Genomic DNA, 15,183 nt, shown 5'->3' on the forward strand with positions numbered 1-15,183 from the left:
CATGGAGACCCTCCACGTGTTGCGTTACCGACGTCCGGCGACCATCGAAACAAAGGAGCTTTCATGGTGACGATCGCGGATGTCGCAGAGGCCGCTGGTGTCTCGATCTCAACGGTTTCCTATGTGATGAGCGGCAAACGCACGATCTCACCGGACACCAAAGAGCGCGTCGAGGCCGCCATCGACAAACTGGCGTACAGCCCGCACGCCAGTGCGCGTTCACTCGCTTCCCGCTCCACGAACGTCATCGGACTGCAGGCACCGCTACGCACAGGCGTCGACGTAAACGTCATCATGGAGATCATCTCGGGTGTCGTGAAGGAAGCCAGAGAGAACCACTACGACATCCTGCTGCTCACCAGCGACGACGCTGAGGGGCTGGGCCGCGCCGCACGAGGGTCGATGGTTGATGCCCTGATGGTGATGGATATCGAATCAGAGGACCCTCGCATCGCGACGCTGCAGGACTTGCCGACTCCCAGCGTGCTCATCGGCCTCCCCGCCGGCGCAGGCGACCTCTTCTGCGTCGACTTCGACTTCGCGGCCGCCGGGCGCCTGGCCGCCACACGCCTTGCACGCCTCGGGCACCAGCGCGTCGCGCTGTTCGGCGCATCCGCCGAAGTGCTGCAGCGGCACACCTCATACGCCGAGCGTTTGAACGACGGCTTCCTGACGGCATGCCGCGAGCTGGGACTCACCGGCACAGTGCACGCCTGCCCGAGTTCCGCGGATGCGGTCGGGGTCGTGGACGGCATCTTGAAGGCCGATCCGGCGATCACCGGCATCCTGTTTCACAACGAGGCAGCGCTCGCCCACGTTGCCGGCCACGTGACGGGCAGAGGACGCGATGTCATCGCGCTGAGCCCTGCGCATCTGGTGCGCGACATGCCTGGGCTGCTCGACACTATCGACGTGCCAGCCGCTGAGATTGGCGCGATCGCAACGCGCGCGATCCTGGCCGTGCTGGGCGACGAGAACCCCGAGCGGGTGCAGCTGCTGGCCCCGACATTCGTCTCTGGAGTGGATCTCTCGGGCACGGAGATCTGAGTGCGCATCGATCCAGAGGGCCGTACGGCTCAGGGCATCACTGGCTTCCTCAGCTTCGTGACGCTGAATCTGCTCTACCTGCTGCTGTGTCTGCCCATCGTGACCATCGGAGCGGCCACCGCAGCGCTGTACCAGGTGACGATTCGCTATTCGGATGACGAAAGCGGGCGCCCGCTGAAGGACTTCTTCCCCGCGTTCGTGCGCAACTTCAAGCCCGCCTCGCTGCTGACCCTCGCGCTGCTGTTGCCAGTGCTCCTGCTACTGGCGGTCGCGGTGTTCTGGTCGGGCTCTGCCACCGTGGTCGGGGGCGTCGCCATGGTCGTGTCGATCATCGCCGCGCTCTACCTGTTCGCGGCGTTCCTGTACGCCATGGCGCTCACCGCGTTGTACGAGACGCCGTTTCGCCAGACGGCGAGGAATGCGCTGCTGCTGCCGATGGCGCAGCCGCTGCGCACGATGGGCATCCTATTGGTGCCGGCAGCGCTGGTCTGCATCACCGTGGTCATTCCGATGTTCGGCGTGATCCTCGTCACCGTCGGCTTCTCGGTCGGCGCTTACATGACGGCGTTCCTCTTCCGCAGCGCCTTCGCCCGCCACACTCCCGGGGCCTGACCGCGAGACGTCCCTGACCGCGAGACAACAAAACCACGCCGAGACTGTGGGGAAACTCCACAGTCTCGGCGTGGTTTTGCGGTTTCGGTGCTACTCGGCGAACTCAGCAGCGATGGCCACGCGCTGCGCGTTCTGTTCCTTCGCATTCGCAAGGTCGAATTCGAGCACCTTGTCGTAGCCAAGGCCGGACGCGGTCTTCTGCAGGTCGACCCAGATCGTGTTGAACTGCTCATCGCTCTCGGCGAAGACTGCCTGCCAGGACGACGGGACGATCACTGCCTTGACCTGATTGCGCAGTGTGTTGATCTCAGAGCTGTCAGCCGGCGCCGTGTAACTGGCACCCGGAGCAACGAGAAGCTGGTCGTTGTCCTGCAGGTACTGCATCGTCGTGGTAGCGCCGCCCATATTCTCCGACCAGTCATCGGTCAACGGGTTTGCCGTCTGACCCTGGTACGTCTCCCACAGCTTGTAGCTGTACGGGAAGCCGGTTTCCGGGTCGGTGTCGATCGGCAAGACGACAGTGACGTTCAGCGTCGAGACGCCGTCGAGGTAACCGCCGCCGCCCCATTCCTCTGGCACTGTGGCGTCGCCGCTGAGGAAGACCTCTTTACCGAAGTCGGTAAGCTCTGGCTCTCCGGCGTCGTTGGCATCCCAGGTCAGTCCCTGGGGCCCAGCGGCACCCATCGTCTGGCTGCTGTTGGTCAGCGAGCCCTCAGCCGAGTACAGCCAGTCGATGAACGCGGCGATACGCTCCGGATCTTCCGCCTTCGAACCGATCGCGAGCACCGTCTTGCCGCCGTACGCATTGGCGCCGTAGGAGAAGATCTCCTGGTCCTTGAGCGGCGCGATCATGAAGCCCTTGCCCTCGTCCATGTTGGCGTCAGTGTTGTAGGCCGATTGGCCCAGCCACGGCCACCAGGTGAACAGCACCTGGCCGTTCTGCATCTTCGACCACAGCGTGTCGTAGTTCTGCGTCGTCGACTCCGGGTCGACCAGGCCGAGCTTGTTCGCTTCGTAGAAGAACTCCAGCACACGCTTGTACATGCCGTCGTCGTCGAGGAGCCCCTGGTAGTCCGAGCCATCGGCCATGGCGAGGGCGAAGCCGAGCTCGTCGTACCCGTAGTAGGTGATCGGCTGCTTGACGTTGTTCATCATGTTGCCGTCCCAGTCCTTGAACAGCGAGAGGGCGTAAACCTTCTGGCCGTTCGGTGCGGTCGGCTCAAGATTCTGCATGTCCTCCAGAACCGGCAGGAAGTCCTCGAGCGTGTCCACCTCGGGATAGCCGAGTTCGCCGTACAGATCCCAGCGAAGGAACGGTCCGAACGTCGAGTCGATGCCCTCAGAGGGATCGGTCGGCAGCAGGCTGGAGACCGAGGTCGGGAAGGCGTAGATGCCGTCTGAACTCGCGTTCAGGTTCTCGACCGCCGAGTCAAAGCGCTCGGCGTTCTCCATCGCCGGGTAGTAAGCGGATGCATCCGCCACCAGCCCGCCCTCGATCAGCTCGTCGAGCTGTTCACCCTTGTCGATGATGACCAGGTCTCCGAGCTCGCCGGCAGACACTCGAGTGTTGTAGAGGGTGTCGCCACCGCCAGCGACATTCGGGGCGATGATATTCAACTTCATGTTGAACTTGTCTTTGACGATCTTCGCGAACCAGCCTTCTTGAACGCCCATGTAATTGGCCAGGCCGTCGAAGACGTCGATCGTGATCTCTTCCTCCCACTGCGAGGGGAAGGCGTCGATGGCCTCGGCCTCCGTCTTATCGTCACCTCCGCCCGTGCACGAGGTGAGCATGCCCACGGCGACAAGGGCGACGACGCCCGCCGCAACCTTCCGTTTCAGCTTCATTGCTTTTCCTTTCTTATGGATGCGAGAACGCGTCAGCCCTTGACGGCACCCAGCATGATGCCCTTCACGAAGAAGCGCTGGAACAGGGGGTAGATGAAGATGATCGGCAGCACCACGAGCACCGAGACTGTCATCCGAATCGAGGTCGGCGTCTGCGAGGTGGCAGCTCCGACGATGGCACCGAGGTCGCCGCCGGCGTTCTGCGCCGCCTGGGCGAGGCTGGAGGCCTGGTTAATGAACATGTAGAGCAGGTACTGCAGCGTGTACAGACTCTGGTCGGTGACGTAGATCAACGTGTCTTGGAAGCTGTTCCACTGCGCCACGGCGGAGAAGATCGCCACGGTCGCCAGGATCGGAGTCATATTCGGCAGGTAGACCTTGAAGAAGATCTGCACGATGTTCGCACCATCCAGCTCGGCAGCTTCCTGCAGAGATTCCGGCATCGACTCGACATAGGTCTTGACCAGGATGATGAAGAACGGCTGCACGATGAACGGCAGCACGTAGACCCAGAAGTTGTTCGTCAGACCGAGGTTCTTCATGATGATGAACACCGGGATCAGACCCGCGCTGAAGTACATCGTGACGATGACGAAGCGGTACCAGAACTTGCGTGCCCACATGCGGCTCTGCGTGAACATAAAGCCGAGGAAGGCGGATGCCAGCACCGTGGCGACCGTGCCGATCACGGTGCGTGCGACACTGACGATGGCCGCCATCCCCAGCCCGTTCAGGGCGAAGACGTCCTTGTAATTCTGCAGGTGGAAGCCGATCGGCCACACGCGCACGTCGCCGAGCGCGGAGACGTCGTTGGCACTGACGGAGTTGATGATCAGGTAGTAGAACGGATAGGCGCAGATCACCACGAGCAGCCCGAAGACCGTGTAGTTGATGATCGCGAAGAGCATGTCGCCGCTGGTGCGGTGCGACATCTTGTGCGTCAAAGCAGTGTTGTTCTTCAGCGGATTGGTGAGTTTGGGAGCAGTGGCGAGACCGGTCATGTGCAGATCCCTCTCAGACGATCGCTTCGCCGCGCACACGCTTGGCGATGCCGTTGACGGTGAACAGAAGGATGACCGAGATGACGCTCTTGAGCATGCCGATCGCGGTTGCCATCGACAGGCTGTTGCCGGTCATGCCGATGTTGTAGACGTACAGGTCGAGGACCTGAATCCATTGCATGTTGAAGGCGTTCTGGAAGATGAAGTACTGCTCCATGCCGTTGTTGAGCAGGTTCGCGACCGACAGCAATAGCAGTACGAGGTAGGTCGGCATCAGCGCAGGCACCGTGATGTACCACATGATCTGAAAGCGCCCCGCGCCGTCGATGCGTGCCGACTCGTACATCGAGGGGTCAATGCCGGCGACCGCGGCAAGGTAGATGATCGCACCCCACCCGAGCCCCTTCCAGATACTCCACAGCGTCATCACGATCCAGACGTTGTCGCTCGTGTCGAGGAACTTGATCGGAGCGGTAATGAGGCCGAAATCCGCAAGCACGTTGTTCACGAGGCCCGAGCTCGAGAACAACGAGAAGGCGATCATGTAGACGAGCACCCACGAGATGAAGTTCGGCAGGGTGGTCAGGGTCTGCACGGCGTTTCGGAACCACTTGCTGCGCACTTCGTTGAGGAACACCGCGAACGCAAGCGGCAGGATCGACGTGAGGATGCCGAGGAAGCTGATCGCCAGGGTGTTCATCAACACCTGACCGATCTGCGCCATCTGGGTCGGCGAGCTGACCAGCATCTGGAACCACTGCAGACCGACGAACTCGCTGCCTTCAAGGCCCAGTGCGGGCTTGTAGTCGAAAAGCGCGTAGATCCAGCCGTACAGCGGGAAGTAGCTGAACAGGAACACCAGTACCAGGAATGGCACGATGACCAGGAACATCCCGTAGGATTTCCGGCCGCCGGATCGTTTCCGCAGGCGTTCCTTTGCGCGCGGCGAACGCTCGCTCTTCTTGTCGAGCTGTTCAGCCACTGTCCTCGTGACCGTGGTGGGCATCGTCATCGTCTACCGCCTTGTCGTGCGTGGCTCGGAATCATCGGGTCGATCGAAAGATTGGGAGCGCTCCCAACGGTGCGCGCGCCATACACCGCTGCGGCCGGCAAGTTCACGTGCCCGCCACCTCAGATGACTCGTACCGAAGCTCGGAGAAGACCACCGGCACATCCTCTGCCCGCACCCCGATCGTGCGGCCGAGGAAGCCACCGGCCACCTCGGTGGAAAGGTAGCGACCATCGATCCGGTCGAGCGTTCGCTCTCCCGCCTGGTCGACGATGGTGAAGATCAGATCGTCCGGCCCATTATGCGTCGACGCTGCCGCCTCAATGCGCAGAGTGACCGGTGCCTGCAGCTGCTCTTCATCGACGACGAGGCGCCGAGCGGGCCCGATCTGCAGGGCGAACACGGCGCGCCCGGCCTCCAGCCGCAGCTCGGCCCAGTGGGCCTCGTCCATTCGCAGGCGCAGTGCCGCGGCATCCGTCGCCGTGGTGTCGGCTTCGAATCGCCAGGCGAGATCCTTCACTCTGGCCGCCAGCAAGGCCGGGGCGCCATTCGGTGAGGATGCTGGCGAAATCTCCACACCACCACCGGGTAGTGCGCGCGCGAAAGTCGTCAGCGCGGCCCCCGGCGATGCCCACCGCGGATCCAGCTGGGCAGTCTCGAAGCGATCGGTGAAGGCCGTGGCATCCGGGGCGAAAGAGAACGCGTCCGGCACGACAACCGGCCAGTCGCCTGCCCAGTCGATGCCGGCAATGAACGTCTCGCGTCCGTTGACGTGAAACATCGGAGTAGTGCCGCGTGCGCGCACGGCGAGGTAGACCATGACCCAGGAGCCATCCTGGCGCTCGACGATGTCGGCGTGGCCAGTGTTCTGCACCGGGAAGACGGTGCTGCGACGGGTGAGGATCGGGTTCTCGTCGAACAGTGTGAAGGGTCCGGACGGCGTCGTCGCGCGTGCGATGCTCACGCAGTGTCCGCGCTCGGTGCCACCCTCGGAGTACAGCAGGTACCACCATTCGCCGCGGCGAATCAGATGCGGCCCCTCGGGGTAAGCCATTCCTGTGCCGTGGCAGATTGTGTACGGCTCGCCCAGCACGACGCCACGCTCGAGGTCGACACGGACCTGCGCGATGTCGGGTGCACGCTTGTCATCTGAGCTGTAGGTCACGTAACAGGTGCCGTCTGCATCCCAGGCGAGGTCGGGGTCGATCCCGATGATGCCCTCGATCACCCGCGCCGGGCCCCACGGGCCCTCGATCGTCGGCGCCGAGGTGACGAGCTGTCCACCACCGCCGGAGACATCAGTGGTGATCATCCAGAATCGGCCATCGTGGTGGCGAAGCGTGGGCGCGTACACCCCGCCGTTCGCGCCAGCACGCCCGGCAGGAAAACGCGGCTCGTCCGCCAGAGCATGCCCGACCAGTCGCCAGGAGAGCAGATCCGTGCTGTGCCACAGCGGCACGCCCGGGTGGTATTCGAACGACGAGTTGGCGATGTAGAAGTCATCGCCCACGCGGCAGATCGATGGATCGGGATAGAACCCGGGGATGATCGGATGCGTTGCGCTGCTGACGACGTTCTCCGCTGTTCCCTCTCGGGTCGGGGCACCAAGCGTCATCGAATCTCCACTCACCTCGGGTCATTGAGGGCGTTTCGGAATGCGACGGAGCATTCGAAGTCGAAACGCTTCGACCGAGAGTATCCGTTCATGACACGATCCGCAACGCATCAGGCGAAGCGTTTCGAAGATGGCACGTTTTGCGGTACCGTAACCGGCGTGCCACTAACAGATATGCCCCTCGATGACCTCCGCTCCTTCCGCCCCGATGTCGCCGAGCCGAACGATTTCGACGACTTCTGGAATGCCACGCTCGCGGCATCGCGTGCGGCGGCAACCGAGCCGCGGCTCGTCGCTGCGGAGACTCCGATCAGTCAGCTGATCGTGGAGGATCTGACGTTCTCCGGCTTCGGCGGCGAGCCGATCCGTGCGTGGGTCACTCGCCCGCGCAGCAGCGAGGCACTGCCCGCAGTGGTTGAGTACATCGGCTACGGCGGCGGCCGCGGCATCGCCGGAGAGCGTCTGCAGTGGGCCAGCGCCGGATACGTGCATGTGCTGATGGATACGCGCGGTCAGGGTGCGAACTGGGGCTCTGGCGGGGATACCCCCGACCCGCACGGCTCGGATGGCGCATCGACCGGTTTCATGACTCGCGGCATCTTGAATCGCGACGAGTACTACTACCGACGCCTGTTCACCGACGCGGTGCTCGCCGTCGACGCTGTGCGCGCGCTCTCCTTCGTCGATGCCGCGCGGGTCAGCGTGGCCGGAGCGAGCCAGGGCGGCGGCATCGCACTGGCAGCGGCTGGGTTACACGGGGACGTGTTCACCGCGATGCCGGATGTGCCGTTCCTCTGCCACTTCCGACGTTCGGTCGAGCAGACGCCGGAGCATCCGTATCGCGAGATCGAGCGCTACCTCGCCGTACACCGTGAGCGCATCGATCAGGTGTTCCAGACACTGTCGTACTTTGACGGAGTGAACTTCGCGCGCCGCATCGAGAAGCCTGCGCTGTTCTCCGTCGGGCTGATGGATGCTGTCGTGCTGCCGTCGAGCGTGTTCGCCGCGTACAACCATCTGGCGTCAGCGGATGCCACGATCGAGGTCTATTCGTTCAACGGACACGAGGGCGGTCAGCACGCGCACTGGCTGCGCCAGACGCAGTGGCTCGCGGAGCGCCTCGGGGCCTGAGGGCGATTCGCCCTGCACAGATGCAGGGCGATCGAACACCTGCAGGGCGAAACGCCGATGGATGCCCCGCCATCCGTGCCAACGCCCTGCAGGTGTGCACTGGCGCCGCAGTGTTACAGCGCCAACCGCTCCTTGACGACCTTGACGAGCCGGTCGGCATGCGCCTGAGCGGTCTCCGCATCCGCAGCCTCGACCATCACACGCACGAGCTGTTCGGTGCCGGACTTGCGCAGCAGCACACGCCCGGAGTCTCCGAGTTCCGCCGCGACAGCGGCGACAGCATCCTGCACACCTTCGTCGTCCGCACAACGATCTTTGTCAACGCCGCGCACGTTGATGAGCACCTGCGGGTACACCGTCATGACGGCCGCAAGCTCGGCAAGAGTCTTCTTCTGGTGTGCCATCTCGGCAACCAGGTGCAGGCCCGAAAGCACACCGTCGCCGGTGGTGGCGAACTCGCTCATGATGACGTGACCAGACTGCTCGCCGCCCAACGCGTAACCGCCGGCGTTCATGTCTTCGAGCACATAACGGTCGCCGACAGCCGTCTGGCGGACAGTGATTCCGTGCTCTTTCATCGCCAGGTGCAGACCGAGGTTGCTCATCACGGTCGCGACCAGGGTGTCGTCGGTGAGGTCTCCGCGTTTCTTCATCGCCACCGCAAGGATGGCCATGATCTGGTCGCCATCGACGATGTTGCCATCGGCATCCACGGCGAGGCAGCGATCCGCGTCGCCGTCGTGCGCGATGCCGACATCGGCACCGAGACGAACGACGGCCTCAGCAAGGTTGTCGAGATGCGTCGAACCGACACCGTCGTTGATGTTGACGCCGTCAGGGTCAGCGCCGATGACGGTCAGGGTGGCGCCAGCATCCTTAAACGTCTCAGGCGACACACCGGATGCCGCACCATGCGCACAATCGAGCACCACATGGATGCCGTCAAGACGATGCGGCAGCGACGCGAGAAGGTGCAGCTTGTAGCGGTCCTCAGCGTCGGAGAACCGCTTGATGCGGCCGACGCCAGAGCCAGTGGGGAGAAGCATCTCCCCCGCCATCGCGGCTTCGATGCGCTGCTCGACCACGTCGGGGAGCTTCACACCACCACGGGCGAAAATCTTGATTCCGTTGTCGGGCGCCGGGTTGTGCGACGCAGACACCATGACGCCGAAGTCGGCATCGTGATCTGCGACGAGGAACGCCAGTGCCGGAGTCGGAATGACGCCGGCGTCGAGAACATCGACACCAGAGGCAGCGAGGCCGGCAGAAACTGCAGCCACGATGAATTCACCGGAAACACGCGGGTCGCGGGCGACGACTGCGGACAGTCGCTTGCCGTCAGACTTACGAGCCTCTGCAGTGCGGCCCTGGCCCAGGACGACAGCAGTCGCCTGGGCCAGGGTGAGCGCGAGGTCAGCGGTGAGGATGCCGTTGGCAAGCCCCCGCACACCATCCGTGCCGAAAAGCGGCATCGAGTTGGTGGACCTTAACGCTTCGAGTACTGAGGCGCCTTGCGGGCCTTCTTGAGTCCGGCCTTCTTGCGCTCGATGACGCGAGCGTCACGGGAGAGGAAGCCGGCCTTTTTGAGGGTCGCGCGGTTGTTCTCCTCATCGATGCCGTTCAGCGAACGGGCGATGCCGAGACGCAATGCGCCAGCCTGACCCGAGTCGCCGCCACCGGAGATGCGCGCGATGACGTCGTACGCACCGACGAGGTTCAGCACCGTGAACGGGTCGGTGATCAGCTGCTGGTGCAGCTTGTTCGGGAAGTAGTCCTCGAGCGTACGGCCGTTGACCGTGATCGTGCCGGAGCCGGGGACCAGACGCACGCGGGCAATTGCCTGCTTGCGACGGCCGACAGCTGCGCCGGGGACGTTCAGCACGGGACGGGGAGCCGTCTCCGTTACTTCGGTCTCCGGGCTCGACGTCGAGTAGTTCTGAGGGGTTTCGGTGGTGTCCTGAGTATCAGCCACGAGAATGTCCTTAGTAATCTTTGCGGCGCTTACTGGGCGACCTGGTCGAGGGTATACGTCGTGGGCTGCTGAGCAGCGTGCGGGTGCTCTGCACCGACGTAAACCTTGAGCTTGGTGAGCTGCGCGCGACCGAGGCTGTTCTTGGGGAGCATGCCACGGATGGCCTTTTCCACAGCGCGGATCGGGTTCTTCTCGAGGAGCTCTTCGTAAGAGACCTTCTTGAGGCCGCCCGGGTAGCCCGAGTGGCGGTACGCCATCTTCTTCTGGAGCTTCTGACCCGTGAGCGCGACCTTGTCGGCGTTCACGATGATCACGAAGTCACCCGAGTCGAGGTGGTTGGTGAAGGTCGGCTTGTGCTTGCCGCGCAGGAGCGCTGCGGCGTGCGAGGCGAGGCGGCCGAGAACGACGTCGTTGGCGTCGATGATGACCCAGTCACGCTGGATCTCCCCGGCCTTCGGGGTGTAAGTGCGCGTCACAATAGTGCTGCTTTCTTGTTCGAACGGAGAGGTTCGTGAATCCCACTCCGGGGTGGTTCCTATGGAACACGCCAGTGGAGGGCTCACGTTCGCGGCACTCGGCAGTCGAGTACCAAAGATATAGCTTACGTCATGTTGCCCGGAAGTGGGAATCGGTGTGCTGCTGGCGGGCGCGGTGTCCGACTCACTCCGGGAACGGCACGCGCGGTGCCCGGCCGGACGGCGCCTGTTCAAAGCGCTTCTCCGCGCGGATGCGCTCCTTCTCGATCGTCTGGAAGGCCGACTCCACGCATGCCGCGAACACATCTCCGCCGCCTCGGCCGGGGTGGATGCCGTCGCCGGCGAGCAGATCCGTGCGCGCACCGATCGCTCCCGACCAGTCTGCGACCCACACCTTGCGATGGCTGCCGGCGAAGGCATCGAGGTCAGCATTAACACCGGGAATCCAGTCACGCGGCGCATGTGCGTTGACGAGGATCAGGTTCCGGTCGGCACCGACGATCTGCACCATCTGGTCGAGCACGCCCCAGTCGACCGGCCCGTTGGTCCCGAGAGCGACGACGACGTTCTCGCGGAGCCCGCCGTTCTCTGCTAGCGCGTTCAGGATGTCGGGTGCCGCCCAGATCGAACGCGACACCTCCGCATCCACTGTGATCCCGGGAAACTGCTCGATCAACGACGGCGCCGACGCGAGCATCACCGAATCACCCACGGCCGTGATCTGCGTGCCGTCAGGCACGACGATCACCGATTCGGATGCCCCAGCACCAGGCTCACCAGACTCCGCAGGCTCACCCGTCGCGCCCAGCTCCCCAGGCACGTCCGGCGAGGGCGACGCAGTCGGTAACACAGGCTCATCTGACGACACAGGCGCGGGCGTCTGGGATGCCTCCTCGACTGCCTGCGCGCCGAGGTGGATCATCGCGGCGGCCGACGACGCGTGCGGAGCGTTCACGATCGCGCCGGTAGTCCCACCGATCGCGACGACAGCGACGGTCAGCGCTGCGAGCCCGGTGAAGCGAGCCACCGCAGTGCCGGCAATCCGCTGCCCGAGCACGCGAAGCGAACGACGGAATCCGTATCGACGCAAAGGCTGCTCGACGAATCGGTAGGACAGCGTGGCCGCCGTGACCGACAAAACGAGGGCCAACAGTCCGGCCATCACCGGCACTCCCGCCTCGGGCCCGAAGCCCTGTGTGCCCACGAGCACGAGCACGAGAACCGGCCAGTGCCAGAGATAGATGCCGTACGAGCGATCGCCGATCCAGCGCAGCGGAGCGACATCCAGGCCGCGCCCGAACCACGAACCCGGCCAGGCGCCAGCGAGCACCGCAAGCAGACTACCGACGGTAGCCAGCAGCAGCGCACCAGGGAAGGTCGCCGTGTCCGGAGACTCCGGCATCAGCGCGGCGATGACGATTGCACCGAGACCCACCACTCCGATGAACAGCGAGGTCACCTGCATCCCTCGCCCGCGCATCCATGCCTTCTCCGGCATATTGACGATGGTCAGCGCCAGCGCGATACCGAGCAGCAGCCCAAATGCATGCGCGTCGGTGCCGAAATATGCCCGCGTGACGTCGCCGGCTCCGACGAGCTGCGCCATCCACCACGCAGACCCGCCCGCCGCGACGACGAGCAAAGCCACGCGCACCCAGCGCCCGGGGATCAACAGGACGAGCGGAAGCAGCAACGGCCACACCACATAGAACTGCTCTTCCACCGCCAACGACCAGAAGTTACGGAACAGCTCCGGTGCGGTTGCGGTGAAATAGTCAGTGCCGTCGGCGACGGCCAGCCAGTTGTAGCTAAAGGTCGCAGCACCCAGCACCTGGCGGCCCATCCCGACCAGCAGGTCACCACCCAGCAGCCAGGCTGCGGTCGCGCACACAGTGACGACGACGGCCAGCGCCGGCAGCAATCGGCGAGCGCGGCGACGCCAGAAATCGATAAGACGACGGGGCGTACCCAGGCGCCCGAGGCGCGACGGCCGCAAAAGCAACGAAGTGATCAGGAACCCGCTGATCACGAAGAAGACATCGACCCCGACGAATCCGCCCCGCAGTGGCGAGCCAGGAAAGAGGTGATAGATGACCACGAGGATGACGGCGACCGCACGCAGGCCGTCAAGGCCTGCGAAGCGTAGGGAAGAGGTCTGGTTTTGTGTCATCGTGAGGGGTGCGCGTCGGCTCGCGGCCGAAACGAAGTCAAAAGTCCAGTCTAAGCTGGCCTGGTGCGAATTCGGCTCGACATCGCCTACGACGGCACCCATTTCCGCGGCTGGGCAAAGCAGCCACGGCTGCGCACCGTTCAAGGCACGTTGGAGGCCGCGCTCGGGCGCATCGTTGGCTCAGACGTGCAGTTCGTGATCGCCGGGCGCACGGATGCGGGAGTACACGCCGCAGGCCAAGTCGCGCACGTCGATCTCAATGAAGACCAGTGGTCGCGTATCCACGCACGACATGGTCTCGCTATGGAGAATCCGGCAGCATCCATCGCTCGTCGCATGCGCGGAGTCCTCGGCGCCTACCCCGACGCCACCGTGCATCGTTCCTCGCTCGCCCCAGAAGGCTTCGATGCCCGGTTCTCTGCGGTCTGGCGCCGGTATCGCTACCGGCTCGCAGACGACGTCGCTGGCTTCGATCCATCGCGCAGGCTCGATACCACCAGTATCCGTGGTGTGCTCGATGTCGAGGCGATGGATGCCGCGGCACAGACCTTGATCGGCCTGCATGACTTTGCCTCTTATTGCAAGGCCCGCGAGGAGGCGACGACGATTCGCACGCTCCTCGATTACCGCTGGCATCGTGATGCCGAGGGTGTACTGATCGCCGAGGTCAAGGCCGATGCGTTCTGCCACAGTATGGTGCGGGCGCTCGTGGGCGGATGCGTCGCCGTCGGTGAACAGCGCCTCGATGTGAGCGATCTCGTGGTGCTGCGCGACGCGCTCGATCGCACCAGCCAGTTCAAGGTTCTTGCGGCCCGCGGACTCACACTGACCGAGGTCGGCTATCCCGCCGATGACCTGCTCGCGACGCGAGCCGAGCAGACACGCGCACGGCGCGACCGATCGGAATGAACGTTTCCGGTTGGCACCCGCACGCACGTCCAAACGCAGTAGCGTGGCAATGATGAAGGTCATTTCGTACAACCTGCGCAAGCATCGTGCTGCGACCGAGCTCGAGGAGCTCGCCGCCGAGTATGCGCCGGATCTCCTCTGCCTCCAGGAATGCGACGTGGCCGCTCTGCCGGATGAGATCGGCGGCCTCGCGCTTGCGGATGCTACGCAGGGGAATCGTCTCGGTCTGGCCGTTTACTACCGCACGAACACTTTTCGTCTGCGGGCGATGCGCACGTTCGGTCTGAAGAAGTCGCTGCACGACCGAATGCTGAAGCCGGCGCATGAACGAGTGCTCGGAGTGAGACTGCAGGACATCGATGACGGACGCGAGCTGATCGTGGCTTCGTTCCATGCCGCTCCCCTCACCGCGCTGAACTCGCTGCGACGCAACCAGATCCGCGCCGCGCTCTCCGAGCTCAGGTTGATGGGCCCGGGGCTACCACTGCTCATGGTCGGCGACTACAACTACCCGGTGTTCAAAGAAAACCTCAGCCAGACCGTGCGCGATCACGGTTACACCTTGACGCTCAGCGATGACCGCACGTACACGCGGTACCGCGTGTTCAAGGGGCATTATGATTTCGCGACGTCGGACGGCTTCACGATCGACAGCATCCAGACTCTTCCGCAGCGCTCCAGCGATCATCGGCCGATCCTGATAACTGCCGCTGTGGATCAGGTGCGGTAAATCTCAGCCGGCTGCTAACGCCGCAGCACCCGCTGCGCGAGCCAGTTGCCGAAGATCTGGCCGACCTGCACGATCACGATGATGATCGCCACGGTGACCCAGGTGGCTTCCTGGTTGAACTGCTGATAGCCGTAGATGATGGCGAAGTTTCCGAGTCCTCCGCCACCGATGTATCCGGCCATCGCCGACATGTCGACGACCGCGATGAACATGAACGTGTAACCGAGGATCAGCGGGGCCAGCGCCTCAGGGATCACGACGCCGAACAGAATCGAAATCCGCTTGGCACCGATGGCCAGTGCTGCTTCGACAACCCCCGGGTCGACCGCGACGAGGTTCTGCTCGACCACGCGTCCGATCACCACGGCCGCCATGATCGTCATGGGCACGATCGCGGCGTCCGTGCCGAGCGAGGTTCCCGCGATCACCTTCGTCAGTGGTCCTACAGCGGTGAGGAAGATGATGAACGGGATGGGGCGCACCACGTTGATCACGAAGTTCATCACATTGAAGACGCCGCGGTTCGCGAAAAGATTGCCCGGGCGCGTGGCATAGAGCGATGCGCCGATCAGGAGTCCAGCGACGCCGCCGATCAGCAGAGTGACCGCAACCATGTAGACGGTTTCCTGGATCGATTCCAGAAGTACCGGGGTCAGTGAGATC

Annotated in this window: 14 protein-coding genes; 5 read left to right on the forward strand and 9 right to left on the reverse strand. The window is 63.7% G+C overall.

The features are described from left to right. The first annotated feature begins 63 nt into the window (after positions 1 to 63). Together ACSU1G_RS17725 and ACSU1G_RS17730 are read left to right on the forward strand one after the other, a co-directional pair. A complete protein-coding gene (locus ACSU1G_RS17725) occupies positions 64 to 1,047 on the forward strand; it encodes a LacI family DNA-binding transcriptional regulator (RefSeq protein ID WP_439281297.1) in 984 nt (327 codons plus the stop codon). After that, entirely contained in the window at positions 1,048 to 1,659 is a 612-nt protein-coding gene (locus ACSU1G_RS17730; RefSeq protein ID WP_439281298.1) for a YesL family protein, read from the forward strand. A 90-nt stretch (positions 1,660 to 1,749) separates the two neighbouring features. On the opposite strand, the gene ACSU1G_RS17735 is transcribed toward ACSU1G_RS17730, so the two are convergent. From ACSU1G_RS17735 to ACSU1G_RS17750, 4 genes are all read right to left on the reverse strand, one after another. Then, entirely contained in the window at positions 1,750 to 3,507 is a 1,758-nt protein-coding gene (locus ACSU1G_RS17735; protein WP_439281299.1) for an ABC transporter substrate-binding protein, read from the reverse strand. A gap of 32 nt (positions 3,508 to 3,539) precedes the next feature. Next, on the reverse strand, positions 3,540 to 4,508 hold the full coding sequence (locus tag ACSU1G_RS17740; protein ID WP_439281300.1) for a carbohydrate ABC transporter permease: 969 nt from the start codon (positions 4,506 to 4,508) through the stop codon (positions 3,540 to 3,542). Between the two features lie 13 nt (positions 4,509 to 4,521). Further along, a complete protein-coding gene (locus ACSU1G_RS17745) occupies positions 4,522 to 5,520 on the reverse strand; it encodes an ABC transporter permease (protein ID WP_439281301.1) in 999 nt (332 codons plus the stop codon). Between the two features lie 103 nt (positions 5,521 to 5,623). Then, the gene (locus ACSU1G_RS17750) at positions 5,624 to 7,132 is read right to left on the reverse strand and encodes a glycoside hydrolase family 43 protein (RefSeq protein WP_439281302.1); all 1,509 of its coding nucleotides are present in this window, start codon (positions 7,130 to 7,132) and stop codon (positions 5,624 to 5,626) included. Positions 7,133 to 7,291: 159 nt separating this feature from the next. On the opposite strand from ACSU1G_RS17750, the gene ACSU1G_RS17755 reads away from it, so the two are divergent. After that, positions 7,292 to 8,263 carry an acetylxylan esterase gene (locus tag ACSU1G_RS17755; protein WP_439281303.1) on the forward strand — a complete coding sequence of 324 codons (972 nt, stop codon included), beginning with the start codon at positions 7,292 to 7,294 and terminating at the stop codon, positions 8,261 to 8,263. 113 nt (positions 8,264 to 8,376) lie between these two features. Here the strand turns inward: ACSU1G_RS17755 and glmM are convergent, their stop codons facing one another. The 4 genes from glmM to ACSU1G_RS17775 form a co-directional block, all read right to left on the reverse strand. Then, positions 8,377 to 9,735: a phosphoglucosamine mutase gene (gene glmM, locus ACSU1G_RS17760; protein ID WP_439281304.1), complete on the reverse strand. Its 1,359-nt coding sequence runs from the start codon at positions 9,733 to 9,735 to the stop codon at positions 8,377 to 8,379. A gap of 14 nt (positions 9,736 to 9,749) precedes the next feature. Continuing rightward, positions 9,750 to 10,235: a 30S ribosomal protein S9 gene (rpsI, locus tag ACSU1G_RS17765; protein WP_439281305.1), complete on the reverse strand. Its 486-nt coding sequence runs from the start codon at positions 10,233 to 10,235 to the stop codon at positions 9,750 to 9,752. A gap of 29 nt (positions 10,236 to 10,264) precedes the next feature. Further along, the gene (rplM, locus tag ACSU1G_RS17770) at positions 10,265 to 10,711 is read right to left on the reverse strand and encodes a 50S ribosomal protein L13 (RefSeq protein WP_439281306.1); all 447 of its coding nucleotides are present in this window, start codon (positions 10,709 to 10,711) and stop codon (positions 10,265 to 10,267) included. Between the two features lie 184 nt (positions 10,712 to 10,895). Then, positions 10,896 to 12,983 (reverse strand): acyltransferase family protein, encoded by a 2,088-nt coding sequence (locus ACSU1G_RS17775; protein WP_439281307.1) that lies wholly within the window; start codon positions 12,981 to 12,983, stop codon positions 10,896 to 10,898. On the opposite strand from ACSU1G_RS17775, the gene truA reads away from it, so the two are divergent. Both truA and ACSU1G_RS17785 read left to right on the forward strand, forming a co-directional pair. After that, positions 12,945 to 13,790 carry a tRNA pseudouridine(38-40) synthase TruA gene (gene truA, locus ACSU1G_RS17780; protein WP_439281308.1) on the forward strand — a complete coding sequence of 282 codons (846 nt, stop codon included), beginning with the start codon at positions 12,945 to 12,947 and terminating at the stop codon, positions 13,788 to 13,790. The genes ACSU1G_RS17775 and truA overlap by 39 nt on opposite strands. A gap of 52 nt (positions 13,791 to 13,842) precedes the next feature. Further along, positions 13,843 to 14,520, forward strand: a complete 678-nt coding sequence (locus tag ACSU1G_RS17785; RefSeq protein ID WP_439281309.1) for an endonuclease/exonuclease/phosphatase family protein — start codon at positions 13,843 to 13,845, stop codon at positions 14,518 to 14,520. 14 nt (positions 14,521 to 14,534) lie between these two features. On the opposite strand, the gene ACSU1G_RS17790 is transcribed toward ACSU1G_RS17785, so the two are convergent. After that, positions 14,535 to 15,134, reverse strand: a complete 600-nt coding sequence (locus ACSU1G_RS17790; protein WP_439281310.1) for a methionine ABC transporter permease — start codon at positions 15,132 to 15,134, stop codon at positions 14,535 to 14,537. Between the last annotated feature and the right edge of the window lie 49 nt (positions 15,135 to 15,183).

The organism is Microbacterium sp. A93, from assembly GCF_051842835.1.